This window comes from Streptomyces sp. NPDC030021 (assembly GCF_055574035.1).
On the sequence record NZ_JBVIAH010000020.1, the window covers coordinates 115,942 to 141,350 of the forward strand.

Annotated in this window: 27 protein-coding genes and 4 pseudogenes; 15 read left to right on the forward strand and 16 right to left on the reverse strand. The window is 69.0% G+C overall.

Annotated features, from left to right (window positions below):
- Positions 1–64 precede the first annotated feature (64 nt).
- Positions 65–1,174 carry a pyridoxal phosphate-dependent aminotransferase gene (locus ACZ4YL_RS32265; protein ID WP_468121343.1) on the forward strand — a complete coding sequence of 370 codons (1,110 nt, stop codon included), beginning with the start codon at positions 65–67 and terminating at the stop codon, positions 1,172–1,174.
- Entirely contained in the window at positions 1,171–2,088 is a 918-nt protein-coding gene (locus tag ACZ4YL_RS32270) for an AEC family transporter (protein WP_468121344.1), read from the forward strand. The genes ACZ4YL_RS32265 and ACZ4YL_RS32270 overlap by 4 nt, the downstream gene beginning before the upstream one ends.
- A gap of 25 nt (positions 2,089–2,113) precedes the next feature.
- Here the strand turns inward: ACZ4YL_RS32270 and ACZ4YL_RS32275 are convergent, their stop codons facing one another.
- Positions 2,114–2,638: a CGNR zinc finger domain-containing protein gene (locus ACZ4YL_RS32275; RefSeq protein WP_266635016.1), complete on the reverse strand. Its 525-nt coding sequence runs from the start codon at positions 2,636–2,638 to the stop codon at positions 2,114–2,116.
- An 83-nt stretch (positions 2,639–2,721) separates the two neighbouring features.
- Entirely contained in the window at positions 2,722–2,895 is a 174-nt protein-coding gene (locus ACZ4YL_RS32280; protein WP_468121345.1) for a hypothetical protein, read from the reverse strand.
- Positions 2,896–3,194: 299 nt separating this feature from the next.
- On the opposite strand from ACZ4YL_RS32280, the gene ACZ4YL_RS32285 reads away from it, so the two are divergent.
- Positions 3,195–4,079 carry a YwqG family protein gene (locus tag ACZ4YL_RS32285; protein ID WP_468121346.1) on the forward strand — a complete coding sequence of 295 codons (885 nt, stop codon included), beginning with the start codon at positions 3,195–3,197 and terminating at the stop codon, positions 4,077–4,079.
- A 109-nt stretch (positions 4,080–4,188) separates the two neighbouring features.
- On the opposite strand, the gene ACZ4YL_RS32290 is transcribed toward ACZ4YL_RS32285, so the two are convergent.
- The 6 genes from ACZ4YL_RS32290 to ACZ4YL_RS32315 all read right to left on the reverse strand — a co-directional run bounded on the left by ACZ4YL_RS32290 (position 4,189) and on the right by ACZ4YL_RS32315 (position 9,430).
- A complete protein-coding gene (locus ACZ4YL_RS32290; RefSeq protein ID WP_468121347.1) occupies positions 4,189–5,832 on the reverse strand; it encodes an ISL3 family transposase in 1,644 nt (547 codons plus the stop codon).
- A gap of 224 nt (positions 5,833–6,056) precedes the next feature.
- Entirely contained in the window at positions 6,057–6,503 is a 447-nt protein-coding gene (locus tag ACZ4YL_RS32295) for a DUF732 domain-containing protein (protein ID WP_361718964.1), read from the reverse strand.
- A gap of 675 nt (positions 6,504–7,178) precedes the next feature.
- A complete protein-coding gene (locus ACZ4YL_RS32300) occupies positions 7,179–7,979 on the reverse strand; it encodes a hypothetical protein (protein ID WP_468121348.1) in 801 nt (266 codons plus the stop codon).
- Positions 7,976–8,326 carry a hypothetical protein gene (locus ACZ4YL_RS32305; protein WP_468121349.1) on the reverse strand — a complete coding sequence of 117 codons (351 nt, stop codon included), beginning with the start codon at positions 8,324–8,326 and terminating at the stop codon, positions 7,976–7,978. The genes ACZ4YL_RS32300 and ACZ4YL_RS32305 overlap by 4 nt, the downstream gene beginning before the upstream one ends.
- 110 nt (positions 8,327–8,436) lie before the next feature.
- Complete coding sequence (locus ACZ4YL_RS32310) at positions 8,437–9,150, reverse strand: restriction endonuclease (RefSeq protein WP_468121350.1); 714 nt, start codon at positions 9,148–9,150, stop codon at positions 8,437–8,439.
- Positions 9,151–9,220: 70 nt separating this feature from the next.
- A complete protein-coding gene (locus tag ACZ4YL_RS32315) occupies positions 9,221–9,430 on the reverse strand; it encodes a hypothetical protein (RefSeq protein ID WP_468121351.1) in 210 nt (69 codons plus the stop codon).
- Between the two features lie 296 nt (positions 9,431–9,726).
- Between ACZ4YL_RS32315 and ACZ4YL_RS32320 the strand changes: the two genes are divergently transcribed.
- Complete coding sequence (locus ACZ4YL_RS32320; protein ID WP_468121352.1) at positions 9,727–10,746, forward strand: hypothetical protein; 1,020 nt, start codon at positions 9,727–9,729, stop codon at positions 10,744–10,746.
- 88 nt (positions 10,747–10,834) lie between these two features.
- Complete coding sequence (locus tag ACZ4YL_RS32325) at positions 10,835–10,975, forward strand: hypothetical protein (protein WP_468121374.1); 141 nt, start codon at positions 10,835–10,837, stop codon at positions 10,973–10,975.
- 153 nt (positions 10,976–11,128) lie between these two features.
- On the opposite strand, the pseudogene ACZ4YL_RS32330 reads toward ACZ4YL_RS32325, so the two are convergent.
- From ACZ4YL_RS32330 to ACZ4YL_RS32350, 5 genes and pseudogenes are all read right to left on the reverse strand, one after another.
- Positions 11,129–11,335, reverse strand: a pseudogene (locus tag ACZ4YL_RS32330) (DUF6233 domain-containing protein); the annotation flags it as partial.
- Positions 11,336–11,362: 27 nt separating this feature from the next.
- Positions 11,363–12,214 carry a hypothetical protein gene (locus ACZ4YL_RS32335; protein WP_468121353.1) on the reverse strand — a complete coding sequence of 284 codons (852 nt, stop codon included), beginning with the start codon at positions 12,212–12,214 and terminating at the stop codon, positions 11,363–11,365.
- A 191-nt stretch (positions 12,215–12,405) separates the two neighbouring features.
- Positions 12,406–12,882: a competence protein CoiA family protein gene (locus tag ACZ4YL_RS32340; RefSeq protein WP_468121354.1), complete on the reverse strand. Its 477-nt coding sequence runs from the start codon at positions 12,880–12,882 to the stop codon at positions 12,406–12,408.
- A gap of 221 nt (positions 12,883–13,103) precedes the next feature.
- Entirely contained in the window at positions 13,104–13,502 is a 399-nt protein-coding gene (locus ACZ4YL_RS32345) for a hypothetical protein (protein WP_468121355.1), read from the reverse strand.
- Positions 13,503–14,144: 642 nt separating this feature from the next.
- Complete coding sequence (locus tag ACZ4YL_RS32350) at positions 14,145–14,882, reverse strand: dienelactone hydrolase family protein (protein ID WP_468121356.1); 738 nt, start codon at positions 14,880–14,882, stop codon at positions 14,145–14,147.
- A gap of 534 nt (positions 14,883–15,416) precedes the next feature.
- Between ACZ4YL_RS32350 and ACZ4YL_RS32355 the strand changes: the two genes are divergently transcribed.
- The 7 genes from ACZ4YL_RS32355 (at position 15,417) to ACZ4YL_RS32385 (ending at position 20,186) form a co-directional block, all read left to right on the forward strand.
- Positions 15,417–16,598: a helix-turn-helix domain-containing protein gene (locus tag ACZ4YL_RS32355; RefSeq protein WP_468121357.1), complete on the forward strand. Its 1,182-nt coding sequence runs from the start codon at positions 15,417–15,419 to the stop codon at positions 16,596–16,598.
- Between the two features lie 163 nt (positions 16,599–16,761).
- On the forward strand, positions 16,762–16,926 hold the full coding sequence (locus ACZ4YL_RS32360) for a hypothetical protein (RefSeq protein WP_468121358.1): 165 nt from the start codon (positions 16,762–16,764) through the stop codon (positions 16,924–16,926).
- Complete coding sequence (locus tag ACZ4YL_RS32365; RefSeq protein ID WP_468121359.1) at positions 16,923–17,156, forward strand: hypothetical protein; 234 nt, start codon at positions 16,923–16,925, stop codon at positions 17,154–17,156. The genes ACZ4YL_RS32360 and ACZ4YL_RS32365 overlap by 4 nt, the downstream gene beginning before the upstream one ends.
- A 103-nt stretch (positions 17,157–17,259) precedes the next feature.
- Entirely contained in the window at positions 17,260–17,418 is a 159-nt protein-coding gene (locus ACZ4YL_RS32370; protein ID WP_189748370.1) for a hypothetical protein, read from the forward strand.
- 133 nt (positions 17,419–17,551) lie between these two features.
- On the forward strand, positions 17,552–18,478 hold the full coding sequence (locus tag ACZ4YL_RS32375; RefSeq protein WP_468121360.1) for a hypothetical protein: 927 nt from the start codon (positions 17,552–17,554) through the stop codon (positions 18,476–18,478).
- Between the two features lie 40 nt (positions 18,479–18,518).
- A complete protein-coding gene (locus ACZ4YL_RS32380) occupies positions 18,519–19,775 on the forward strand; it encodes a tetratricopeptide repeat protein (RefSeq protein WP_468121361.1) in 1,257 nt (418 codons plus the stop codon).
- Positions 19,776–19,991: 216 nt separating this feature from the next.
- Entirely contained in the window at positions 19,992–20,186 is a 195-nt protein-coding gene (locus ACZ4YL_RS32385) for a hypothetical protein (protein WP_468121362.1), read from the forward strand.
- 417 nt (positions 20,187–20,603) lie between these two features.
- On the opposite strand, the pseudogene ACZ4YL_RS32390 reads toward ACZ4YL_RS32385, so the two are convergent.
- The 3 pseudogenes from ACZ4YL_RS32390 to ACZ4YL_RS32400 all read right to left on the reverse strand — a co-directional run.
- Positions 20,604–20,768: pseudogene (locus ACZ4YL_RS32390) on the reverse strand (IS110 family transposase); the annotation flags it as partial.
- A 4-nt stretch (positions 20,769–20,772) separates the two neighbouring features.
- Positions 20,773–21,002 (reverse strand): annotated as a pseudogene (locus ACZ4YL_RS32395) (IS110 family transposase); the annotation flags it as partial.
- Between the two features lie 409 nt (positions 21,003–21,411).
- Positions 21,412–21,737, reverse strand: a pseudogene (locus tag ACZ4YL_RS32400) (IS110 family transposase); the annotation flags it as partial.
- 150 nt (positions 21,738–21,887) lie between these two features.
- On the opposite strand from ACZ4YL_RS32400, the gene ACZ4YL_RS32405 reads away from it, so the two are divergent.
- From ACZ4YL_RS32405 to ACZ4YL_RS32415, 3 genes are all read left to right on the forward strand, one after another.
- On the forward strand, positions 21,888–23,591 hold the full coding sequence (locus ACZ4YL_RS32405) for a GMC oxidoreductase (protein WP_468121363.1): 1,704 nt from the start codon (positions 21,888–21,890) through the stop codon (positions 23,589–23,591).
- A gap of 68 nt (positions 23,592–23,659) precedes the next feature.
- A complete protein-coding gene (locus tag ACZ4YL_RS32410) occupies positions 23,660–24,208 on the forward strand; it encodes a gluconate 2-dehydrogenase subunit 3 family protein (RefSeq protein ID WP_468121364.1) in 549 nt (182 codons plus the stop codon).
- A gap of 31 nt (positions 24,209–24,239) precedes the next feature.
- Positions 24,240–25,172, forward strand: coding sequence for a ferritin-like domain-containing protein (locus tag ACZ4YL_RS32415; protein ID WP_468121365.1), 933 nt, complete (start codon positions 24,240–24,242; stop codon positions 25,170–25,172).
- Positions 25,173–25,409: the final 237 nt, after the last annotated feature.

Below are 25,409 nucleotides of genomic sequence, written 5' to 3' on the forward strand. Positions count from 1 at the left end.
GCTCGGGGAGGGCTGGCCGGTGACTGGCTGCCCGGTGACACCTTCCGGCTCACCCATCCTGGAGATGGCCCGCCGCGCGGCCGAGTATCGCGCGGCAGGCCGTCGCATCATCGACCTCACGCTCGGCGAGCCCGACTTCGCCCCGCCTGCGCACGCGGTTCTTGCCGCCCAGGAGGCCGCCGCCCGCCCGTTGGGCTACGCCCCCGCCAACGGGATACCGGAACTGCGCCAGGCCGCACGGCACGCGCTGGAACGAGACCGCACCCTGAGTTACACCGATGCCGAGGTGGCCGTGGGATGCGGTGCCAAACAGGTCATCTTCAACGCGCTCCTCGCCACCCTGGGCCCGGGCGACGAGGTGATCATCCCGGCGCCCTACTGGGCAAGTTACCCGGACATGGTTCGCCTGTGCGGCGCCGTGCCCGTGATCATTGCCTGCTCGGCCGAATCAGGGTTCAGAATCGCTCCCGACACCCTGGAAGCGGCCATGACCGAACGCACACGCTGGGTCGTGCTCAACGCTCCCGGAAACCCCTCGGGCGCCACCTACAGCCATGACACCCTGACCGGTCTCGCCGAAGTCCTGCGACGGCACCCCTCGGCGATGATTCTTTCGGACGAGATCTACGCCCACATCCGCTACGGCGAGGGCGAGTACATCAGCATCGCGCAGGTCGCACCTGATCTGCACGAGCGGATCCTGCTCGTCGACGGCGCCTCCAAGGCGTACGCGATGACCGGCTGGAGGGTCGGCTGGGGGTTCGGCCCGGCCGAACTTGTCCGCCGTATCACCGCCGTACAGACACAGAACTGCACGCAGACGGCGACCGTCAGCCAGATCGCCGCTGTCGCCGCCCTGGAGGGACCGCAGGAACTGCTGGCGGAACGGTGTGAAACATACCGCCAACGGCGCGACGCGGCTCTGGCAATTCTGCAGCAGAGCCGGCACCTGGACACACTGGAACCCGACGGCGCGTTCTACCTCCTTCCGCGCCTTGCGAAGGGCGACGACCTCACGGCAGCGAACTCCCTCCTCGAAGCGGGATGCGCGACCGTCCCGGGCAGCGCCTTCGGCGCGCCGGGCCACCTGCGGCTCTCCTTCGCCACCGACATCGCCACCCTGGAAGAGGGCTGCCGCATCATCGTCGCCACGCTGGACGGGATCCCGGCGTGATCGCACTGACCGTCAAGGCCCTGATCCCGGTCGTCCTGCTGATCGCGCTGGGCTACGCGCTCAAGCGATCGATGATCACGGCCGAGGGCTTCTGGTCCGCAGCCGAGCGCCTCAGCTATCACGTGCTGCTGCCGGCTCTGTTCCTGCACAGTCTGGCGACGGCCGACACTGACGATCTGCCGGTAGCGGCCCTGGCAGGCACTCTGGTCGCCTCCACGGTGACAGTCGCCGTGCTGATCATCGCCTTCAGGCCCATGATGCGACTGAAAGACGACGGCTTCACCTCCGTCTTCCAGGGCAGCGTCAGGTTCAACAACTACATCGGCGTGACCATCGCTGCCGGCCTGTACGGCACCCAGGGCATCGCCACCGCCGCGGTCTGCAACGCGGCGATCGTGCCCACGGTCAACGTCTTGTGCGTGCTGGTCTTCGCGCGGTTCGGGAGCGCACGCCTGCGTCTTGCGGGCATCGTCAAACAGCTCGTGACCAACCCGCTCATCCTCGCCTGCGCGGGAGGCATCCTCCTTCAGGCTCTCGATCTGCGCCTGCCGCCGGGCGTAGAGCCCGCGCTCCAGGCACTCGGAGCCGCCTCGATGCCGCTGGGGCTGCTGTGCATCGGCGCCGCGCTGCGCTTCGGTGCGGCACGGTCGTGGGCGGCGCCGATCCTCACGTCGTCGTCCGTCAAGTTCGCCCTCATGCCCGCCGCGACCTTCCTGGCGGCTCAGATGGTCGGCCTGGGATCCCAGGCGCTGATCATCGCCGTGCTCTTCCAGGCCCTGCCCACGGCATCGTCCTCGTACATCATGGCGAGGCAACTCGGCGGCGACGCACCCCTGATGGCCGGGATCACCGCGACGCAGACACTTCTTGGGATCGCCGCCGTCCCGCTCGTCCTGGCGCTGGTCTCGGCATAGCGCTTACAACCGGGCGGAAGGCTGGCTAGCGCCGCTTCATGCGGTGGCGGCGGACCGCATCGGTGTTGGCACAGCGCGCGCAGCAGTAGGCGCGGCGACCGCTGCGGCTGGTGTCGACGAAGGCGGTCCGACAGGAGTCCAGCGAGCAGACGCCCAGCCGTTCCCCCTCGGCCTCCATGGTGAAGATGGCCAGAGCTCCCGCGGTCACGGCTTTCACACGGCTTTGGACGTCCTGGCCGTCCGGTGCGAAGTGCAGATGTGGCCGCAAGTCGTCGTGCGTGGTCAGGTACACGCTTCCAGCGCCGTCCGCGAGCAGAGCGTTGATCATCTCGCACCGTTCGTCCTGCGAGGCAGCCTCGAAAACGGGCCTCAAACGCCGCGACCACACCCTGATCTTCTCACCGGCCGAGCCAGTGACACGCGAACGCCGGATCGCATGCTCCTGCAGTGCCCGTTCCAGTGCCTCAGACCCCCAGGAACCACTCGACTCGAGATTCACCAGCGACACGGCCAGGTGGACCCCGACCATGTTGTCATGTTCAAACTTCACTCAACCATTGCAACACATGCCAGGATCCGCCGGACAGAACCTAGAGCACTCCCCATATCCGGTCGCCCCTCTCCTTCTCCTCGTCACTCCAGCCGGGACTGCCGGGGACATCGCCGCGGTGGGAGAACCGCCCAGCCGGCCATGGGCTCCACGCTCCAGGGCAGCCCGGCCAGAGCGCGGTACTCGCGGACCGGGTCGAAGAGGCGGGCGCGCTGCTTGTGGTAGGCGTAGGTGGTGAGGTCGGTCCGCTTGGCCATGCCGCCTCCCCTTCTGCGGGGTACCGCCCGGGGCCCCCATCCCGGGCGGCCGTACCCGCACCCACCCGCACCGTGGTGGTCTGTGGCCCTGGCTTTGTCAGCGAGTTGCGGGTTCTGGCACAGATCTTGGGGAGCCGTCGCGCAGCGTTACTGAAGCAGGATCACCTTGCGGGGAAGTTCGAATCCGGCTCGACTGTAGAGCAGGCTCTCGATCCTCTTGAGAAGATGCAGTGCCCTGGTCCAGAGCGCGACAAGGCCGGTGGGGCTGGCTGTCGTACTCCGGTTCTAGAGTTCGGCACATGTCCCGTCACACACCTGCCCGCCCGGTCGACGTGGAGAGCCTCTTCCCTGAGCTGCTTCCCTTCCGCCGTGAGTCCGTCCGCCTCCACCCGCGCCCCGGTTCTCCGACATACCGTGACAGCTCCGTCGGGGGTCCTCTGATGTGGCCGGCCGACGAACCATGGCCGGTGTGCAGTGCGGAGCACTACGACCCGGACACCACGAGCCGCCTTGAACCCGCCGCACCCATGGCCCCCATCGTGCAGGTCCGCCGCGTCGACGTACCCGGCCTGCCCTTCCCCGAGGGCACAGATCTGCTCCAGGTCGTGTGGTGTCCCTACGCGCACGGCACCTACTGCTACCCGCTGCCCCTGGTGTACTGGAGGGACTCCCGCGCCATCCGGGAGGTAGGGCCGACGCCTGCACCGGCGGCGGCCGGGCTTCCCGACGGCTGGTACCCGGCACCCTGTGTCGTTCACCCCGAGCAGGTGACCGAATATCCGAGGAATGACCTGTCCTGGGATCTCGAGGACGCGCTTGCGGACCGTTCCGAGGCACTGCTGGCCGAGACCGGGCTGCGCTACTCGTCGCATCTCGCAGACGCGCCGGGGATCAAGCTGGGCGGCTACCCGGGCTGGCGCCAGGAGCCCTGCTGGCCGGACTGCGAAACGTGCGGCGGCCGGATGGAGCACCTTCTGACCGTGACCGAGGGGGAATTCAACAATGAGTCCTGGCGCACGTGGCTTCCCGAGGAAGACCGGGCCACCGAGGAGACCGAGACCCGCTGGCTATGGGAATCCGAGGCGTTCAACCCGACCCTTCTGGACACTTGCGGCATCAACGTCTACGTCTTCGAGTGCCGTACCTGTCCCCAGCGTCCCATCGGACACTGGTCGGACCGATGACTGGCAGACACAAGCCGCCTGACATCCACATCTCACCCCGTCGACCACGCTTCGAAGCAGACCAACACACTGCTCTCGAAAATCGGTTCTGGGGAGTGGTTGCGGAGCGTCACTGAAGCAGGATCAACTTGCGGAGTAGGTCGAATCCGGCTCGTCCGTAGAGCTGCCTCTTGATCTTCTTGATGCGGTTCACGGCGCCCTCGATGCTGCCCGAACTCCAGGCCAGGGTGAGCCCGGCTGTCACGGCGTCGAAGTCCCGGTGCAGGTGGAGTGCGAAGCCGGTGAGGCCGGGTAGTTGGCTGGCATCGACTGCGTCGATCCAGGCAGGGAGCCTGGCGCCGAGGCGGCCGCTGAGTAACTCGCCGAAGTCGCGGACATGCCCGGCTGCCGTGTCCAGTTCAGGACAGCGGGCCAGGACATTCTTCAGACCAGCGCGGTCCTCTTCGCTGAGGGCGGTGGGGTGACGGGTGAGCCAGCCGGTCACCTGCCGCACCGTCGGCGGCCGGGGCGGGGTTCCGGGCGGAGCCCCGCGCAAGGTAGCGATGTGGGCGCGGACCATGGCGTAGGTGACGGGAGCGTGCTCGGCAACCAGTTCACCGTGTAGTCGGGTGACGCTGGTGCATCCCTCGGCGAATCGTCGCTCCAGGTAGGGCTTGTAGGGGTCCAGTCTGCTGGGCCGGGGCCGGTTCTCGCGGAAGGTGTCCTGCCAGCGTGCGGCGGCCGCGTACCGGAGCACAGTGTTGAGGCCCCAGCCCAGGTGCCGGGCGATCGCGCGGCGTGAGTTGCCTCGGGCAAGAAGCTCGTGGACCAGGGCGTGTGCGGCCTTCTTGCGCTCGGCTCGCCGGCCAACGAGTGCCGAGTGGTCCTGTGGCCGACCGGAGTCCGGTCGGGTGGTTTCCGGCAGCAGGCTGCTGGGCGAAGGGTTGCGCAGGCAGTCGCGGTGGGCGGCGACGCAGGTCTCCACGGCCCGGCCGAGGCCCTGCCACAGATGGAACCGGTCGGCGACCTGTAGAGCGTCGGGGGCACCGCGGCGTGCGCCCTCTGCGTAGGCGCCCGCCCGGTCTCGGCAGATGATCTCCACGCCGGGGTGGCGGGTCAGCCATGCGGCCAGCGGCCCGGCTTCACGCGTGGGGAGCACATCGACCACGCGACGGTCTTCGACGCTGGTCAAGACGGTGGAGTAGGTCTGACCGCGACGGATCGCGAAGTCGTCCACGCCCAGCACCCGCGGAGTACTGAACTGCGGATCGGGCAATGCCATGACTCTGCGCAACAAGGTCATCCGTCCCGCGCCGAAGCCCAGCTGGGCAGCCAGCCGGGCGCCGGCTCGCCCGGCCAGCGCGAGCCCCACTCGCTCCAAGGCGTGGTTGAGCCGAGTGGTGAACCGTGCGTGCGGGGCGGCCAGTCGGGAGAACGGCTCAGCGAACGTCCGGCGCGGGCAGTCCGCCGACCCGCAGATGAAACGCCGGACCGTCAGCCGGATCACAAAGCCCTGCTCAGCGAGCGGAAGGTCCTTCAGCCTGCGCTGATAACGGTCGTGGACTCGTTCTGAGAAGCGCCCGCAGTCCGGACACGCCGCCCCGGCCGCGTGGCCTCTCGCCACCACCTCGACCGTGCCGAACGCGGCGGTCACCGCCTCGACATCCACATCATCGATCCCGTCGAACACCAGCGAGTCCGAGAACGGCGCATCGGTCTGCATGACCAGCACCATCACCGCCCACAACCCGCCGCAGCAGCGGCCGGCAGACACCTGAGGGAGCGTCACTTCCGACCGTCAGACGACAAGGCGTACGCCGTCTCGCACGAGCCAGTCTCTTCGCAATCGAACACCGAGGTAACACTCCGCGACGGCTCCCCAAGATCTGTGCCAGAACCTACTTCTCACCGACATTCCGAGGTCTCTTGAGGGCGAACCAATGCCAGGACTCACCGACATTCGCTCTCCGCTCTCACCTACGCAGCCAGTGGCCCCCGTCAGTACGTGGGGCAGAGGTTGGTTTGTACGGCGGCGAGGATGAAGGCGGCCTTGGTGGGGCCGAAGCCGTCCGGATGGTTGGGGCTGATGAAGCGCCGGTTCGTGGACTCGACACGCTTGGTCGGGTCCTTCTCGTCCTTCATGGACTGGCACTGACTCAGCCCGCGGCTGACGGCCTTGTCGTCCTTGCCGTTGACGATCTCGGGGTCGATCTTGTTGAGCGCGGCGAGGTAGATGGCGCGCTGCTCGGGGGCGGGGCTGGGCGGGATGCCGGCGGCTGCGGCTGCGGAGCTGAGCGCCTCGGGGGCGATGCTCGACTGCGATGCGGACGGCGAGGCGGCAACCTTGTCGTCGGGCTTGGGCTCGCTGGTGACGGCCTCGGAGCAGCCGGTGAGGGCGAGGAGGCCGGCGGCGGCGAGGAGGGTGATGGTGTGGTGTGTGCGCATCGAGTCATGGTGTCGGCGCCGGGACCGGTGTGGGTGGGCTGTGACTGATCCGTGACGCGCGAAAGCCCCGCACGTTGGCGGGGCTTCTGTGTCCGGGCACGTGGTTCCCCGCCGGGCACTACTTGAGCAGCAGGTGCAGAAGGGTCATCACGCTGATGCCGACCAGGAGGGCGATGCCGACGGCCGGATGCAGGAAGGCGATGTAGGTTCCGAATCCGCCGACGAGCACAGCATCGCCGCTGCCTGTGGTGCGGCCAGTCGCTCGCCGAGGGCCCGCCCCTTCGGCGCCAGCCGACCAGGTCACCGCGGTCCGGGAAAATCCGGGTGATCCTTGAATTCTCGGCCGCCCGGGAAAGCCTTCGGGGCCATGTCCCGAGTCCGCACCGACGCTTCGGGCCCGGCAGCCGCCGCCGGTGCCGCAGCGGTCGTACGGGGCTTCGGCACCGTGGTCTGGCCGACGGCCAGGAAGTATCAGCTGGCTCCGGCCGACCAGCTGCGTGAGCAGCTCGATCGTCGGTGCGGGGCGGGACAGCCCGGTGGTACTGCCCCCAGAGCGCTCTGGGCACCGGGCCTGACCCGTACACCCATGCTGGCACGAGCTGCCCCGACCCTATCCGCAGCGGCCCCACCAGAGCAGGTTCCCGCAGACAGGGTTAAAAGAGCGCCTCACCGAAGTCAGCGGCGTTTGCCCAGCCAGCGGAACAGACCCTTGCGCCGCTGAGGAGGAACGGGCGGCGGAGGCCCTGCAGGCTTCGGAGGGATGAACACCTCGGCGGGTTCGACCAGTGCCTGTGCCGGTGCTGGCGCTGGTGGCGGGGCCGGCTGCTGGGCCTGGGGCGGCACGGGCGGCGGCGCGTGGGCGGGCGCCGGAGTGAGAGGAGGGGGCGGTGCGAGGACGGCCTTGATGACACGGTCGGTGCTGTCCGGGTAGGGCGTAGCTGGCCGTTTCGGTGGGGACGGTACGGCCGGTGGCGGCACCGGTGCCGGTTGCTTCGCCGCGGGCTTCTGGTTCTTGGCCGCCGCTCGCTGGCGGGCTGTGACGGGCGGCGGGCACGTCGGCGTGGTGGGGCGGCCGGTTGCTTCGTCGTCGTTCCAGTAAGCGATCTGCCAGTGCGCGTCCGCGAAGAGCCGGAGCTGCGGGATGTGGCTGCGGGTGAGGACGGACCAGTCTCCGAGGGCCAGCACGCGGGTGCCGGGGGTGAGCGGGTTGATGAGGTTCTCGTACATGGAGCGCACGACGACGTGGAAGCGGCCCTGCTGGGCGGGGACGTCGGTGGCGAGGGTGACGTACTGGCGGCCTCCGTTGTCGGTACGGACCGCTTGGACGGTGCCGTGGACCGCGACGGGGTGGGAGGCGGGCGTCGCACTGAGCTGCCGGACGTAGAGGGCGGCCAGGGAGTCGTTGTCGGGGCCGTAGCAGAACTCGCCCCAGGGGACCGGGGTGTGGCCGTGTGGCCGGACTTTGAACTTCTTCACGATCTTGGGGTCGAAGCCGTGCATCTGCAGGAACCGGGCGATCTTCGCTGCGCTGGTGATCGCGGGTGGCAGGTGGGGCGGACCGTGGTGATGTTCCGGGTGCGGACGACGCTGTCGGGTCCGGTGCCCGTCGGTTCGTCCGGGCTGGGTGCTCCGGAGAGGTCTGAGGGGAGTTCCAGGCGGAGGATGCCCTGGTCGACGTGGGCCAGGCCGTGGGAGTCGCGGGCGATGGAGTCGATGACCTCGGTCGGGTTGAGGTCGCAGCCGGCCTCGTGCTGGAGCCCGGACCCGAGCCGGAAGAGGCTGGGCACGGTCTTGTAGCCGCGGACGGGGAGGACTCCGGTCATGCAGAGGTCGCAGATCAGCGGGCGCCTGAAAGGCGCCGGGTCGGGACCGATCTCCTCTGCGGATACGGTTCACCCGATCGTTCCCTCAGGCAGCAGTTCCCGAGCCGTCCTCATGTCTTCCCCCTCCCTGGGCGGCGGCCGCCTGAAGGGAGTGCGCGCAGGAGTTCCCACAGGGGACGGGATCCGCCGGCCCATTCAGCGAGGAGATGGCGGTCGACGAGGTGGAGCCGCTGGGACTTTGCGAACTGCGCGGCGTCCGCGGTGATACGGCCGTTGGTCAACATGACCACGACGTCACCGTGGTGGACCTGCCTGCCAGTGCCGTTCAGCACCTGAAGGTCGGGGCTCCCGACGGGCTTGCCCGACCAGCCGTCCTTGCGGTGTTTGCACTGGATGACCCACCGGCGCCCGTACGGATCGGTGGCCTTGACGTCGGCGCCGTTGTCACCGCGCCCGCCGACCTGCTGTGCGTCCGTGCAGCCGTCGCGGCGCATCAGGTCCCGCACCGCGAACTCAAACGCCCGGTGATGAAGAGCGTCGAGGTGGCTCAGTGCGTAACGCAGACTGCTCGCCCGGACCTGCTCCCACCGGGCGGCCTCCCCACGGCGCCACGCCCAGGCGGCGGCCCCAGCGGCGGCCGCCAGCAGTACGGCGGCCACGAACCAGGGGTGGGCGACCAGCCACCGCAGCGCGGTCGCCGCCAGACTGAGTACGACCGCGGCCGCCAGAGCGGCGAGGACCACCTGCTCCAGGCGCTGATTCTTCCGCCGCCGGGACCTGCTGGGCCGGCGACCCGAGCGCCGGACAGGGCGGCGGCCGCTCACCTGCCCCGCCCCGGGCGCGATGCAGCAGGGCGCGAGCTGTCGGTGCACCACTGGGGAAGGAGTCCGCCGGTCACTGGCCGGCCTGAGAAGCACCGCTGACCAGCTGGCCGAGAAAGTGGGCAATGCCCTGGCCGACGTCGGTGGGGGCAAGGATGAGGCCCAGCGCCAGGACGATGACCACGGTCATCTTCTCGTCGAACCGGCTCCGGGCCTCGGTACGGCGGCGCAGCCTCAGGAAGACGATGAACGCCAGGAGTACCGCCACGTTGATCGTGAGCAACTGCCGAGTCCCCCGTCCCGAACCGTCACGGGGCAGCGGACGACAGCCCCCTGGTCCTGTGTAGCTCGAGGTCAGCGGCGCTGTGACCAGATCACCGGGAATTGGCGGCAATGCACTGCACTGGCCGGATTCGGCAGGACCGTGTGTTCGGGGGACTCACGTACACCAAAGCCCCCTGCAGGCAGTCGGCCGCCGGCAATCATCACCTCCTGCCAGGCAGTGCGGGTCTCCCTATTCACCGACGCCCTGTCAGCTCTCAGCCCTACGCTGCTCTCGTCTGTGAGCGTGGGGGAAGAATGAGCGAGACAGAAACCGTTACGACCCGGCGGCACCCGCTGTTGCGCTGGCACCACCGGCATGTAGAGGCGAAGGTTGCTGCAGCCGAAAGGTCGGCGGGTGAGCTCGGGGTCCCCTTCGACGGGGACCGCATCCGACAGGCGCTGGCCTACAAGCGGGAAGGACTGTGGCGCCTGGCTGGCCCGGCACTGATCGCCATAGGCGTCTGCTTCTTCCCGGTCTTCCTCAACGTGGCGGGTTGCTCACCTGAAGGCAGGCTTGTCCCTGAAGCGGGAAATTGCACCCCGTGGCCGACGATGTGGACACAGATCGGCCTGCTTGCGGGGGCCATACTCATCGGCGCGGCCCTGCGTGTCTATGTGAGCGAGGTCCGTCACGGGGAGCACATTGACCGTTGCTACGGACCGCTGTACCCGGCGATGGCGCTGTTATCGGCGAGCGCGGACCTGGTCACGCTCGCCGACAGCCGATACACGGAAGCGGTGAAGCTCCGGGAGATGTCCGCCGAGCTGGGACTGCCCCTTCGGCGCACAGCGACCTATGCCGCCTCCGCGTTCGGCAACCGGAAGGACCTCCGGGCGGGTCTGCGCGAGCACGCCGAACGCGTCGAGACAGCCATTGCACAAGCTGCTGACGCACTGCTGGTGGACCGCGACGGCGCCGCGAAGAAGCTCGGTGGGCTGGCCGCCGCGATCGCCAACAACGTGGCCGCCGACCAGTTCATGCATATCCTTCCCGACTCCGAGATCCCGGCAGACGCCGACATTGAACCGGACCGGCTGGACGGGCGCCGACTGGCGAAGGCATGCCTCTGGTCGGCTCTCGCGGTGTCAGCCGTGTCGGTGCTGCTCGGACGCTTCGGGATCTCAGCAAGCCTCCTCATCCCCACGGCGTTCCTCGCCTGGCCCATCGGCGCGTACCTGCTGCTGTGCCGCGGCTACGGCCTCTCCGAAGCCACCCGGCTGACAAGGAGCATCCGGTCGTTCCTCCCCAGCGGTCCACCGCAGCCACCACCATGACGATCAGACGCACCCCAAGCACGGCGGCCTCGCTGCGCGCGGCTGACCGGCCTACAGCTCCCCGCGCAGCGACGCGAACGTCTTCGTGTTGATCCTGGGCCGGGGCGCGTTCATCTACGCCGGGATGGTCGTCCTGTACTTCCTCGGTCGCGCGCTCTGGGCTGCCGACGACGACCAGGCCGTGCCCGCCCCAGACAAGGACGCCGTACGGCCCGAAGGCAGCACCTGACCCGCCGTTCACGCCGTCTGTTCCAGACGCTGCGGAACGACCAAACGGCCGGTCTTCTCCGCGCGGGCCCGACGCAGGGCTGCGGCCTCGGTGGCCGCGCCGGGGTCGCCATCGACCCGCTGTTGTCAGCTGTCGAGAAGGGCCCAGCTCCCTGTCGGGTCGGCACAGCGGACACGCGATGACCGACGGTACGGGCTGCGGCACTTCCAGGACCGACTCCCTGGTAGCCGCCCGGCCGCGGCTGGTGATCTCGCAGGCGCGGGTGTGGACGCGGTCAGGTCTGCGGGAGACGCCGATGCGGTACTCGATCCACCAGCGCGACGGCGGCGGTTGGCGGCGAGTCCGCTCGGCGGCCCGCACGACGCTGATCTACCGACCCTGCTCCCGTTACTGACGGCGGAGCTGGGCGCAGTCCGTTGTGAGCAGGGTGAGCAGGTCGCTGTCTTGGTGAGGGAGGTCCCGCTGGAGCAGGTGTGAGACTTCGCGGTGAAGGCGTAGTGCTTCACCGGTGCCGGCAGCGGCGAGGACGGTCGACCACAGGGGGCTGCTGGGGAGGGTGTTCTTTTCGATCGTCTCCAAGAGGCCCAGTTTGTCGTGGTAGGTGAGGCGGATCAGCTGCCGCTGGCCGGTCTTCTGTGCGATTTCCTCCCAGGTGGTGGTCCGCCCCTCTCGGGCCGCCTTCTTCAGGGCCCCGGAGACGAACAGTGCCAGGTAGGCCAGCTTCTCGGCATGCGCCTGATGCTCCGCAGCATCGGCCTGGCGGCGCCTCTCGGCCAAGGCCCGCTCAGCCTGGCTCCGGCGCTCCGCTTCCCGTTGGTGCTGCTCAGCTTCCCGCCAGTGCTGCTCGTCTGCCAGCTGGCGGGCCTTGGCCAGGCGCTCCTCGGCCAACGCACGCTGGTGAGCTGCCTGCCGCTCACGCGCCGCGTGTACGGCCTTCCGCTCCTCAGGCGTGGCGTCCGGGTCCTCCACCAGCTGTGCGGCTTTCAGGAGAAGGGCTGGCGTCGGCTGTTCCTTCAGCTGGTCAATGACCGCCCGCCGGCGCCTGGCGCGCTGCTCCGTCCAGTCCTGCCCACGGCCCAGGGCAATCCGCAGGCGGGCGATGTTCTCCGGCGTCTGGCTCTCCTCCAGCAGCAGTCGGATGGTGTTCACCGCGCTGTGGATCTGATCCGTCTGCTCGCGGAGGGCTCGGTCGAGGTGCATCACCGCACGTTTGACGGGGTCGTTCTGGCGGGCTGCCATGACTGAGCGTGTGTGGGAGCGGGTGACAGTGACGATGGACCGCTTACTCGATGCGCTTCCCGGCGATGCTTCGGTCAGGGGTATGCGAACGCCGTCGGGCCTGTCCGTCGTGGTCAGGCCTTGAGAAGTAAGAGTGGCCTCGTCCAGGCTCTCCCAGGTGGTGCCCCGGCCCGGGAGTTCGGTTCCGAACCTCATGACGCGGCCGCCGCCGGGCCGGTCCTCGAAGCGAATGCGGTGGACGTAGCCACGCCGCTCGAGGATGTTCGCGACGACTGGCACGCCCGGTCCCAGGACGAGCTCCCAGGCTTCGTCGTCCCAGGCGACGGGACGTTGCGGTCGAGATGAAGCAGGAAGGTCCGGCCGTCATCCAGTCGAGCCCGCACGGCGGAGGCCAGCGGTTCGGGGTAGGTGAACTCGGCAGTCATGTTGTGGGTGCGCAGCCATGACGCCAGGTGGGCCTTGGCGAAGAGGTGATCCGCGCTGTCCTTGCCCTTCATCGTGCGGGTGCACCGCTGACCGGCACCGTCCGCGCCGTAGTGGGCGAAGTGGCAGATCTTGTCGGTACACCGGCGCGTCGTGAGCCGGCGGCCGCAGCCGCCTTCGAACTTGGTGCCGCACCAGATGGTGGTGCTCTCGTGCTCGAGGCGGAAGGCGTCCAGCTCCTCCACGGTCTCGGGACACAGGGCAGGCTCGTCAGAGTCCGAACTCCCGAAAACCGCAGTCTGGATGAGGCGTCGATCCATCATGCTCCCGGTGCTCTATGTGGGTGATCCCATCTGATTGTGGTCCTCTGCGCTGACAACGCCGCGGACGTTCACGGGAACCCGTCCTCGCCCCAACCGACTTGTAGTGGGCCACCCCCTGCACCAGGGCCGCCCTGCCCGGTCAGCTATCGCCAGGTCAGGCCCAGGTCCGAAGCGGGGCAGCCTGCGGAAGGAGGACTGCTGCCCCGGCCCCGCTGGGCGCGCTCGGCTCGGGCCCGGTGCAGGGCCGCGGTCTCCGTGGCGGCGAACTCCCGGCGCCGCCGCTGGACGCCGGTGCCGATCGGCGCCGGCTGGTCGTCGGCGTGCTCCTCCGGGTCGGGGAACGCCCACTGGCTGAGCTCGCGCAGCACGCGGGCCTGCCGTGCGGCCGCCTCAGCAATGTCCAGCGGCACGCCTCGAGTACGCGGGACGGCCTGGTGCACGGCGAGCGCCCGGTGAAAGCCGGCGGGGGCCATGTCCCGGGTCCGCACGGGTGCCTCGGGCGCGTCGGCCGCCGAGGGGGACGAGGCCAGGGTCTGCAGCATGCACACGACCCTGTCCTCCACGGAGCAGGCCGAGACCGCCCTCGCGGCCACGCGCACCGCTCATGTCTCCGTCGGTGTTCGCCAGGCCGCCATCGCGGTCGCCATCGCCGCCGAGTCGCTGGCCCAAGACGAGCGGACCCAGGCTGTGGCTGGGGAGACCGTCGCGGCACTTCTCAGTGCCATGGACGACCTCTGTTCGGACCGGCCGACGCAGCCGAGCAAGCGGGTGCGGCCCGCGCCTCCGCGCCCACGGCCGGCGCCCGTCGGGCACGCGCCGCACGGGGGGCCTCGACCCTGCGTAGCGCGCACCGGACCCGCCACCTCGTGCACCCCTCCCGGGGTTCAGCCGAGATACGGACCAAAGGGGCAATGAGTTGATCTTGGTGTGACTCAATGCGTGGTCAGCGCAGTGATGCCGCAGTAAACGCGTACACCTCGCCCCGGCGGCCGGAATGGTCCGCCGCAGGTCGCGACGGTCACGGCCGGGGCTCCGTCGCAGTAAATCCGGCATTTACTGCGGCAGTTGCGAACGCGTCTCCGCGATCGCATCCGCCCTAATGTGCTTCTGCTATGCGGACTTGAGGGGAGGGGACTGTCAGTGCCCGACGCGGACCAGGCCTGGCGCCAGGCTGTTTGCCTGGGTCATGCCCCCAGGTCCTCCGTCACGGGCAGGCACTCGGCGAGCAGGTCGACGACGTCGCGCCAGGCTCGCTGCGCGTGCTGTGGGTGGTAGCCGACGCCGGGGACCGTGGGGTGGTCGACCGGCGGGTGGTGGAAGGCGTGCAAGGCGCCGTCGTAGACCGCGAGGCGCCAGTCGACGCCCGCGGCCTGCATCTCGGCGGTGAACGCGTTCCGTTGCGCGGGCGGCATGATCGGGTCTTCCGACCCGACCCCGGCCCACACCGGGCAGCGAATGCGCGCTGCCTCGCCCGGTCGGCCCGTGGTAGTTGCGTTGACTGTCCCGATCGCGCGCAGGTTGACGCCGTCGCGCCCGAGTTCCAGCGCGATGGCGCCCCCGGTGCCGTAGCCGATGGCGGCGATCCGGTCGGGGTCGGTCCGCGGTTCGGTGCGCAACACGTTGAGCGCCGCATGGCCGATGCCCCGCATCCGGTCGGGGTCGGCGAGCAGCGGCAGGCAACGGGCCAGCATCTCCTCGGGGTCGCCCAAATAGCGCCCGCCGTGAAGGTCGAAGGCCAGCGCTACGTATCCCAGCTCGGCGAGAGCATCGGCCCGGCGGCGCTCGACGTCGCTGAGTCCCATGCCCTCTGGTCCGAGCAGCACCGCGGGCCGGCGGTCGACACCGGCCGGGAGCGCGAGGTGCCCGATCATCGTCAAACCGTCCGCCGGGTACTCGACCGTACGCGTCGTGATCGTCGTCATGAGACTGGACTGTAGTGATCGTCGAGCCCGGTTCGGTCGGTGTTCTGCCGCTGGCAGAACAGCGTGCGTGCCCCTCGTGTCCCTCTGAAATACGGGGCCGAGCACTCAGGGCTTCAAGATCATCTCATTGCCCCTTTGGCGCGTACCTCGGTCACACCCCGGCCCGAGGCGGAGGGCCCCGACCCGGACCCATGCGCCCGGCGCAGGCCCGGCTGCGGCCAGGAGTAGGTGAGCGCCGCCGGTGCTGCTGCCTCGGCGGCCGTGCTGGCGGCGCTGGGGCCCCTGAACCGGCCAACTCGTGGTTCGGGGCCCCAGCCCCGGGGCGGGCGCTCACAGCAGCCCGATGCCGATCCGCTTCGCGCCGATGCATTGCACCCCCAGGGCGGTTCACCACGAGCTTGCAGAAGTACATCTGGCCTCAGGGCGTCGTCCTGCGCCCGGTACGCGGCGCGGGTGTCGCCGAGGACGTCCCCGCTGGAGATTCCGGTGGCTCCCGAGCGAGCGGTACCGTCCTGGATAGACGAAGGGGACGCCATGAAGTGGAACGAGCACACCACTGGTCAGCGAATCAAGCTGCTGCGCGGAGCCGTCACTCAGGAAGAACTCGCCGAGAACGCGGGCCTGTCCATCGCCACGGTCCGAAAAGCCGAGCAGGACCGGGGCCACATCTCGCTGCCCACCCTCCTGCAGCTCGCACACGCCCTGGGCGCCGACATCTCCGTGATCGTGGGCCAGCAGGCCCCCCGGAGGGCGATGCTCGCGGACGACCGGACCACCCTGCGCGAGCTGTCGCGCACGGTCCACGACACTGCGGCGGGGATCGGCACCGACAGGGAACCCGTCGACTTCGCCGCCGATCTCGCGGCGGGATGGGACGCCTACCGGGCCGGGCGTATCGGGGTGGCCGGGCAGTTCGCCGCATCCTGCGTCAGGGACGCGGCAACGGCCCTGGCGGACGCCGCCGAGGACCGCCGCATGGCTGCACGCGGAGTTCTCGCCGACGCCTACCGCCTCTCCGCCTACGTCGCCAACCAGCTCGGAGCCCGCGATCTCGCGTACGCCGCGATCGGCCACGCCGCCGACCAGGCCCGGCAGGGAGGCGATCCGGTGCGGGAAGCCTCCGTGGCTTCCGGGCGCTCGTGGGTCTACCTGCGAGATGCCCGACTCGATGACGCCGAGCGCACCGCGGACATCTCCTACACCAGCATCGAACCGACCTACAGCGACTGCGATCCCGTACTCCTCGCGACCTACGGGTGGCACGTCACCTTCGCGGCCGTCGTCGCAGCCCGTCAGGGAGATACCGCCGCCGCCGAGGATCTGCTGTCCCAGGGCTTCGCAGTAGCCACCCGGCTGGGGCATGACGTCATGGTCAACGGCACCGCGTTCGGCCCAGCAGCCGTCACCGCCCAGGCCGTCGGTATCGCCGTGTCCACCGGCAAGGCCGGAAAGGCCCTGAACCTCGCCGAGGCGGTACACGACTGGTCTGCACTGCACCAGGCCGCACAGAACCGGCTCCAGCTCGACATCGCCCTCGCCCAGTGCACGACCGGGCAGTACGACACGTGCCTGGACACGCTGCTGACGGTGTGCAAAGAGCACCCGGAATGGGTGCGCCACCAGACCCTCCCCGGCGTCATCGCCCAACGCGCCGGCTACGCCACCACCTCCCGCTCCCGGAAAATCGCAAAGATCATCGGGGCCACCCTCGCGTAACTGCTACGCCTCGTAGCACTCCACCCCTGCACAGATCCCGGTAGTGCTACGCCCGCGCTCTTCACTCCCTGTGACGGCGCGATCACCCTGGAGAACCAGCAGGCAGCCGGTCCCCGTCCCCCTTCGGGACCGGCTGCTCTCCCTCCAGCCCGAGGAGTGCTCCATGACCGAGCCCCTCCCGCGCCGCACCCCCGGCGTCAGCAGACGCAAGGCCGCCGCACCCGATCCGCTGCCCGGATCGCCGAGCCGGGACCTGCGGCTTCGGGCGGCCGGCGGCGGGGAGAAATTCATGCGCCGAACCGAGATCCAGCCCGGGGACGAGACATGATCGACACCCCCCGCCCCGCCTCCCACCAGAAACTTCCCGCGTGGCTGTTCGAGGGCGCCCGCGTTTTCGACCCCGGCCGGGACCGCGAAGCCGTCGTCCAGGCCATCGCCGACTTCGAGGACCCGGCCACCCGCCGCTTCATCAGGAACGCCGTGTTCCTGAGGCCCGAAGGCGGCGGCAAGGAGTGGATCATCGCCCCAGAGGTCGCCCGCCCCGCAGACGAGCGCTAGAGCCGCTCAAAGGCCCCCCGCCCCGAACTTCCTACAGCACCACCGCCCGGGACGGGATGCACCATCCCCTGCACCACTCGCAAACACCGAAGGGAGCACAACCATGACCAGCAGCACCCAGGTCAACAACCTGACGCGGCGTCTGGACCACTCCGTTCCGGACGGCGACTTCGTCCCGGCCGCGGCCGTCGGGTCCCTGACGCGTCGGCTGGACCACTCCGTCCCGGACGGCGACTTCTCGCCGGAGGGTACCGAGAGCTGATCTCGGTACTGAACTGATGCCGCCTGGTTGACAGCATGGCGGGTCGGCTCGGGCTCTCATCCTGAGCCGGCCCGCCGCGCTCTGCGCCACCGCCCGCTCCACCACCTGCACGTCTCGACCAAGGAGAGTCCGCATGCAGACCACCATCGCCACCCGCGTGGAGTCCGGCTCCTTCTTCGATCTCAGCCGCCAGGATCCGGCGCTGACCCGTCTGCGCGAGGACGACGCCGAGCCGGCCCTTCCGTTCGCCCTGATGGAGCGTCTCGTGAAGTCCGGCATCCCCTACGCCGAGCACGCCCGCGCCCTGAGCAGCGACACCGTGCACGCGTCCGGAGCCAGCTTCAACTGGTACGGCTCCGACCTGCCCCGGCAGATCGCAGACGAGATCAACCTGGCGGACTACGAGATCGCCCCGCACACCGACGGGCGCCGCGTGGCGCTGACTCAGGCGCTGGAGCGGCTGGCCTCGGCCCACCCCGAAGCCTTCGCCCGCGTGCAGGAGTTCGTCCGGGGACTGTTGTGGGTGGGGCTCAAGCCCGGCACCCGCACCTCATCACTGACAAGTTCCAGCGACCCGGCGCTGCCCTACGTCATCGTGTTCTCCGAGAAGGCGCGGCACCACATCCCGCCGAACACCGTCAGTGAGGAGCCGTCCCACCTCTTCCTTGCGGAGAACCTCCTGCACGAGGCGGTCCACCAGTCGGTCAGCTTCCACGTCCTACAGCACCAGGTCTTCGCCGACGGGTACTCCTCGAAGACCTCCCCCAAGATCGAGATCGCGTGGCGCTCTACGCAGGGGGCGGCCCGCAACCAGTTCTGGGAGGTGGACCGGGCCTTCCACGCGACCTGCGTGTACAACCAGCTTCTGCGGTTCCGCCGGAGCGAACTCGACCGCGACGACCTGACCACCAACGAGCGCGCAAGCTTCCAGGCTGCCTACGACGAGGGCATGCCGGCCGTCCGCTACCTCATGGGCCAGCTCGAACTCTTGGATGAGCACTTCACCGTGCACGGCAGGGAACTGCTGGCCGACCTGCGTCACCAGACCAACCAGCTCTAGCACCGGCGACCGGAGCGAGAACCGGACAAGGGAGAGACGAGTGCTCCAGCACCTCATCACGCAAGATGAGGACCTGCGCATGGTCCCCACCGACCACGACCAGTTGACCACCGCCGTAGAGAAGATCCGGGAGGAACTCCAGGCGCTCCCGGAAGGTGCGGACATCGCCAGGGCCCGTGTCCTGGCCCGGTGGGCCGGCGTCGGCCTGCTGAGCCTGGGTCACCACGACGACGCACGCGTGTTCCTGCGGCAGGCGCTCGACCTGGCCACCGCCAGTGGCAACTCCCGGGCTGTCATCGCCACCGAGCTCAACCTCGGCGACGCGTACCGCTACGCCGGTGAGGCGGAGAACGCTGAGGTGTTCTACCGCAGGGCCTTGGACGGCGCCCGAGGCCAGCACCCGGAACTCGTCGACTTCGCCCTCCAGCACCTCGGCAAGCACCTCATGGAGCAGGGCAGCCTCACGCTGGCCCGCGCCCACCTTCAGGAAGCCCTGCGGCTGCGGACCGCCAAGGGTGACGCCGGGCTGATCGAGTCCACCCAGGCCGCAGTCGACCGCGTCGAACTGCTGATCAGCCACGCAAGCGCTGATACGGCCGCGTCAGCGGATGGTGGCGCCGAAGTGGCACAGTGGAGCAGGCGATGGACGTCATGGCTCCAGTCCCGCACCACGGCCCGGACGCCGGCCCGGTGGGAGGAAGGGTTTCCAGCTCTCCGGGACGCCGTACGCGATCTCACCGCGCACGAGCGGGTGCGGCCCCGCCACCTGCGTGATCAGTCGTTCCCCGTCGAGTTGCTAGCCGGCATGGCGGAGGAGGCCGAGAAGGCCCTGGCCTCTGACGGATACCTTCACAACGGCAAGTGGAACGCGGCCGTCGGCGAGGCGGCGAACCGGTTCGCGGGACAAGTCGATCTCGCCGCTGTCGTAGCGCGGTCCACCGGTCTGGAGGTCGATCAACCTCATAACGGCGTCTACATCGCCTACCTGGAGGAGCGGCAGTTCCTCGACTTCCACGTTGACGAGTTCGGCTTCGGTGAGGCCAACCTGATCCTGTGCCTCAAGCACGAGCGCCTCACCGCGGCCCCTACTGTGAGCTGCACCGTCTTCATCGACGCCGACGGCTACCTCGAATGCGATCTCGCACCGGGAGACTGTGTCGTGTTCGATGGAGCGCTCACGCCTCACGGCCGGACGCCCCTCGGCGCCGGAGAGAGCGTCATCCTCGTCAGCTTCGGCTTCCGCGCACGCGATCAGGCTCCGCGTACGGTCGCCCACCTCCCACCGGTCCCGCTCTGAGGACGGCGTCCAAGCCCCAGAAGGAAACGACCCCTTGACCAGACCTTCGCGCGCCCCCGCGCAGATGGCCGTGGCCGCGCACTGTCTCCGGCGCCCGCCTCGCCTTCGGGGACCTGGCCGGGCGCTCCGGCCTCACCGTGGAACAGGCCGCGGCCCTCGCCACCGAGCTGGTATCCAAGGACGCGGCCGCCGTCTCCCACCGAGGTAGGACCCGCCATGTTCGAGGCCCCCGCCCCCGCCCCCGTCGACCGGATGCTGGCCGCCCAGCAGCACGCCGCCGACCAGTTCGGCCTGCGCGCCACCGGCCACCGGGTGTGGGGGTACCGAGGCCGCACCCTCTCCTCGGCCGCCGGCCCGCACTGGCTCCCCGTGGTCTGCGCCGAGACCGGCACCCAGGGCGGCACCCTGTAGAACGGCCCCTCCACCTCCCGCACCCTCCCCGCCTCGGTGCCGCGCCCCGACCTGTTCCGCATCCGGGACTGGACCACCGAGGGCTACGCCTACCGGGCCGAGCTGTACGCCCTCGCCCCCGACCCGATCGCCTCCCCACGCCCCGTCCTCGACGAGAACCCCGGCCTGCCCGAGACATGGTGGAAGGAGATGGTCGCCGCCCTGGACTCCCTCGCCGACGTCCCGCCACCTGCGGACCGCGAGGCCGTACGCGAGGAGTACCTGCACCGCGTCATCCCCGAGTACACCGGCCACCAGGTCGACGAGGTCACCTGGACCACCGCACACGGAAACCTCCACTACGGCAACGTCACCCGCGGCCCGCACATCCTGGACTGGGAAGGATGGGGCCGCGCCCCCTACGGCTACGACGCGGCCAGCGAAGAGGACGCTGATGCGGTGGCGGGCGAGGCGGAGGAGGGCCTGGGTGTGGGTCTTCCCCCGGTCCCGGCATCGGTCGTAGTAGGTGCGGGAGGCGGGATCGTGCAAGGCGGCGAAGGCCGAGGGGGACATGGCTCTCTTCAGTTGCCGGTTGCCTCTTCTAGTGTTGCCGTGCGCCGGTCTGCAGGATCGCGACGAGCAGACCGCGGGAGGTCTCGATGGCCACGGGTATCGGCTCGGCCTCGGTGTCGCCGTGCTCGGCGAGCAGGTCCAGCAGCTTGCGGTAGCCGGCTGCGTCGTCAGTGATGCGGGCCTTGGCGAGCAGCTTCCCGGCCTTGTCGACCAGGGCGACGTCATGTGTTTCTCCGCCCAGTCGATCCCGCAGAGCACCTTCACGTTCGCTCCCTTCGGTCGGTTGTTTGTGCTGGTGACGAGCGCATGCGGGCCACGCGACGCTTAATGCCAGGACTCGCCGGTCCGCCATCTCACAAGCCGTTCGTGGCACCAGCGCACCGCACGGGCCTCGGTCTCGCCCAGAGCTCGTTGGCTCGCGGAGACGAAGGGGAGGTCACCATGCCGTGGGCTCGCACCACGGGAATCAACGTGCCTCGCATGCAGGCGAGTTTCGTGGCGGCCGGAGGACGCCGGGCGCTGCCAGTCTTTCCATAGGCATCGCCGTGCCGAAGAGGGTTCAAAGCCAGCCCGGTGCCCACCGGGCCGTCACGAAACCCGCCGCGGAGACGGTGCCAGTCTTCAGGCAGACCTCACGGTCAGAAGGATCCGAGGCATCCGCTCCGCACTGCATTAGAGGGTGATCCTCCAGCAGAGCCTTGATCTGGGCTTCCAGCGCCCGGCGCTGTTCGTGGAGGCGGCCATGCGCGGGGCCTTGGGGCGGATGACATCGACGAGTCTGCGGCGGCCGGCTTTCCGCGCGGCGGCCGGGGAACCGTAGCGTTCCAGCAGCCAGGTCACCGCCGGGTGGTCCAGGCGGGGCCCGAGGGCGCGCTCCAGCGAAGGGTGGAACTGGGTGAGCAGGCCGCGTATCCGGTTGCTGGTGCGGGTGGCCTCGGCTGCGAGGTCCTGGTCGAAGCCCACCAGGACGGTCAGCTCGGCGGTGATCTCGTCGGTCAACTGCTGCGGCGGCACGAGCATGGAACCCTTTGATCACTCCTGGATCCGCCGGGCGCGGGTCGTCGCAGCCTCTGCGAGACTTGTCACGATACAATCACTGAAAGTGACATCTATGTATTGTGCAGTGATATCCGGCGAAAAGGTGGTCCCTTGTCCGATATCCAGGCGTTCGACGTCATTATCGTCGGCTCCGGGGCTGCCGGTGGAATGGCGGCGCACGAGCTCTGTGCGGCAGGTGCTCGCGTCCTGATACTGGAGGCGGGCCGGGACTACGATCCAGGGACCGAGACGCCGATGTTCAACACGCCGCAGGACGCGCCTCTGCGGGCGGCCTCGACGTCGGACAAGCCGCAGGGTTTCTACGACGCCACCGTCGACGGCGGCTCACAGATCGCCGGTGAGCCCTACAGCCAGGCGGACCCCCCGAATCCGGATAGGTCGAATCAGTTCAGCTGGTGGCGGCCGCGGATGCTGGGCGGTCGCACCAACCACTGGGGTCGGGTGGCGCTGCGCTTCGGACCGTACGACTTCAAGCCGAAGACCCGTGACGGACTGGGCTTCGACTGGCCGATCGAGTACGCCGACCTGGCGCCGTGGTACGACAAGGCCGAACGCCTCATCGGTGTCACCGGCCTTCCCCACGGGATCGAGAACGCCCCCGACTCCCCGCCCGGCGTCCAGCTCCCACCGCCGCCCCCGCGCGCCTTCGAGATGGCCCTCAGCCGGGCGTTCGAGCACCTGGGCATGAAGACGGCGGCGATCCATGCGGCCGTACTCACCCGCCCGTTGAACGGCCGCGCGGCGTGCCTGTACTCAACCCAGTGCACCCGCGGCTGCTCCAGCCGCTCCAACTTCCAGAGCACGACCGTCCTCATTCCTCCGGCCCACGCCACCGGTAATCTCACCGTCGTGTGCAATGCCATGGTGTCCCGGGTCGACGTCGACGCGACCGGACGGGCCGCCGGGGTCACCTACAACGACCGGGTGACCGGCTCCGAGTTCTCGGTCACGGGGCGGGTGGTGGTGCTGGCGGCGGGAACCTGCTCGTCAGTGCGCATCCTGCTCAATTCGCGAAGCGCCGCGTTCCCCAACGGGATCGGAAACGGCCACGGGCTGGTCGGCAAGTACCTGATGGACTCGGTTGAGTTCTCGCGCTCGTCGCGAATTCCGATGCTCGAAAAACTCCCCGTGCTGAACGACGACGGCATCTTCACCCCGCACATCTACGTGCCGTGGTGGCTGCTGCCCGAGCAGGCTGCCGGGCAGCTCGGGTTCCCGCGCGGGTACCACATCGAGCCACGTGGGGGGCGCAGGATGCCGACCACCGGCATCGGAAGCCTGATCGACAACAGCAGCGCGATCTACGGCGACGCCTTGCGGACGGAGGTCCGGCGGAGGTACGGCACCGCCGTCACTCTCATCGGCGAGGGCGAGATGATCCCGAACGAGGATTCCTTCTGCGAGCTCGATCCGACGGTCAAGGACAAGTGGGGCGTTTCGGTCCTGCGGTTCCACTGGAAATGGGGAAACCCGGAAGTCCGGCAGGTCACGCACATGCGCGACACCTTCAACACGGTCTTCAGCCTGCTCGGCGGCGCGCCGGACACCAGTCCCGTCGCGATGCCGCAGGGCGGCGGGGCGGTCCACGAGGTCGGCGGCGCGCGGATGGGGACCTCGCCGCAGAACTCCGTGCTCGACGCCTACAACCAGTGCTGGGACGTGAGGAACCTGTTCGTCGTCGACGGCGCCTCATTCGCCTCGAGCCCGGACAAGAACCCCACGCTCACGATCCTGGCCCTGGCCGCGCGGAGTTCGGCCCGCATCCTCGAACTGCTGAGGAGCGGTGGCATCTGACCACGCCAGGCACCTAACAGCCGAGCGAGCGCGACCGGATGACGGTACAACGGAAGCGAAAGGAAGAGATGGACCAGCACAGTGCCGCCGAGGTCGGCACCGCACCGCAGGGCTACGGCACCGATCCCAACCTCGTGACGCCGCACACGCCATGGTCGCGCACCCTCTCGGAGCGCGAGCGCGCACTCGTCGGAGCCCTCGCCGACATCGTTCTGCCGGGCACCGCCGAGTACCCGGCGCCGAGTGCGATGGGGATCGCCGACTTCTTCGACGACTGGGTGAGTGCTCCCTACACGACGCAGCAGGGCCACAGGACCGTCATCACGACCGGCCTCGCCATGGTCGACGCTGAGGCGCGGCGCCAGTTCGGGACGGGGTTCGTCGAGCTGGACGGCTCCCGGCAGCGCACGATCGTCGACCAGATCGCGTCGACCACCGCGACGGACCGGAGCTTCTTCACGAGGTTCCGGTCCCTGCTGCTCGCCGGCTACTTCACCTCCGACATCGGCTTCAAGGCGATCGGCTATCCCGGGAACGTGCCGCTGCTCGCTTTTCCGGGCGTCCCGCCGGAGGCGCAGCGCATCATTGACGACGAACTCAGGAAGCTGGGGCTGTAGCGTGAATCCGGTGACCGCGGGCACTCCGCGCATGAAGACCATCAGGGAGTACGTCGAGGCGGGGGTTCTGCCGCTGGACGACCTCAAAGGCGCCTTGCAGCTCGCGATGCGGCTGGAATTCGTCACCATCCCGCCGTATCTGTGTGCGCAGTGGTCGGTCAAGGACGACCCGGACCGCACTGAGGGTGTGTTGCACAGAATCGTCAGCCAGGAGATGAACCACTTCGCACTGGCCGGAAACCTGCTGGCCGCAATCGGCGGCCAGCCGTCGATCGCGCGCCCGGACTTCCTGCCGACCTATCCGGCCGACGAGCTGCCCGGCGGCATTCCGCAACAGCTTCCGGTTGATCTGAAGCCGCTGGTCAAGGACCAGCTCGCGGTGTTCATGCAGATCGAGTACCCGGAGTTCCCCCCGATCGCCCTCCTGCGCGGGCGGCCGCCTGCCACGATCGGCGCCTTCTACGACACGATCATCCAGACGTTCCAGAAGCTCGAGCCGGCGATCGACCTGAAGGCCCACGCGGTGGAGGTGCCTTTCGCGAAGCCGATCAGAACGGTCGCCGACGCGGTCGACACGATCGACCGGATCAAGCACGAGGGGGAGGGGACGCAGGGCTCCCCCGATCAGCCGCCGGAGGAGGGGGGTAGCGGACACGCGCACTACTACCTGTTCAAGGAGCTCTACGTTCAGAAGCGGCTGGTCAAAACCGGCGGCAAGTGGAGTTTCAGCGGAGCTCTCGTCACCCTGCCGGAGGTGTACGACTTCGCGTCCTCACAGGCCCGGCCGAACCCCTCGACCGAGTTCAACCGCACCCTGTCGAAGCTGCTGGTCGACCTGGAGACGTGCTGGACGTCTGGCGCACCGCCGAACGTGGCGGCCATGTTCCAGCTTCAGACCCTCGGGCGGGACCTGATCAAGCGAGGGATCCGTCCGGAGTTCCGGTGGGATGACGGAGCGGCCTGAGCGAGCTCTGCGCGTGCCGGCGGGACCGGCCGGACACACAGCGGCCCGGAGGCGGGCTGTGAAGTTTGCCCCGGGCATGGCGGGTATGTCGACCGGTTACGCGTAACGCCTGACAGCGCGGCCATCAGCCAGGACACGTCGCAAAAGGTGCCTCTATGGTTTTCGTCAAGCCGTAGTCGGTGTGGGTGGTTGGTAGAAGGTGCCGTCGCGGAGCATGGCGAAGAGGACATCGATGCG

Coding starts and splice junctions, on each gene's coding strand:
- ACZ4YL_RS32385 (WP_468121362.1), top strand. CDS start 19,992: ATGTTCGAGGCCCCCGCCCCCGCCCCCGTCGACCGGATGCTGGCCGCC.
- ACZ4YL_RS32285 (WP_468121346.1), top strand. CDS start 3,195: ATGTCCCGTCACACACCTGCCCGCCCGGTCGACGTGGAGAGCCTCTTC.
- ACZ4YL_RS32280 (WP_468121345.1), bottom strand. CDS start 2,895: ATGGCCAAGCGGACCGACCTCACCACCTACGCCTACCACAAGCAGCGC.
- ACZ4YL_RS32350 (WP_468121356.1), bottom strand. CDS start 14,882: ATGACGACGATCACGACGCGTACGGTCGAGTACCCGGCGGACGGTTTG.
- ACZ4YL_RS32345 (WP_468121355.1), bottom strand. CDS start 13,502: ATGCTGCAGACCCTGGCCTCGTCCCCCTCGGCGGCCGACGCGCCCGAG.
- ACZ4YL_RS32365 (WP_468121359.1), top strand. CDS start 16,923: ATGATCGACACCCCCCGCCCCGCCTCCCACCAGAAACTTCCCGCGTGG.
- ACZ4YL_RS32305 (WP_468121349.1), bottom strand. CDS start 8,326: ATGACCGGAGTCCTCCCCGTCCGCGGCTACAAGACCGTGCCCAGCCTC.
- ACZ4YL_RS32415 (WP_468121365.1), top strand. CDS start 24,240: ATGAAGACCATCAGGGAGTACGTCGAGGCGGGGGTTCTGCCGCTGGAC.
- ACZ4YL_RS32295 (WP_361718964.1), bottom strand. CDS start 6,503: ATGCGCACACACCACACCATCACCCTCCTCGCCGCCGCCGGCCTCCTC.
- ACZ4YL_RS32410 (WP_468121364.1), top strand. CDS start 23,660: ATGGACCAGCACAGTGCCGCCGAGGTCGGCACCGCACCGCAGGGCTAC.
- ACZ4YL_RS32335 (WP_468121353.1), bottom strand. CDS start 12,214: ATGGCAGCCCGCCAGAACGACCCCGTCAAACGTGCGGTGATGCACCTC.
- ACZ4YL_RS32360 (WP_468121358.1), top strand. CDS start 16,762: ATGACCGAGCCCCTCCCGCGCCGCACCCCCGGCGTCAGCAGACGCAAG.
- ACZ4YL_RS32355 (WP_468121357.1), top strand. CDS start 15,417: ATGAAGTGGAACGAGCACACCACTGGTCAGCGAATCAAGCTGCTGCGC.
- ACZ4YL_RS32265 (WP_468121343.1), top strand. CDS start 65: ATGGCCCGCCGCGCGGCCGAGTATCGCGCGGCAGGCCGTCGCATCATC.
- ACZ4YL_RS32375 (WP_468121360.1), top strand. CDS start 17,552: ATGCAGACCACCATCGCCACCCGCGTGGAGTCCGGCTCCTTCTTCGAT.
- ACZ4YL_RS32370 (WP_189748370.1), top strand. CDS start 17,260: ATGACCAGCAGCACCCAGGTCAACAACCTGACGCGGCGTCTGGACCAC.
- ACZ4YL_RS32320 (WP_468121352.1), top strand. CDS start 9,727: ATGAGCGAGACAGAAACCGTTACGACCCGGCGGCACCCGCTGTTGCGC.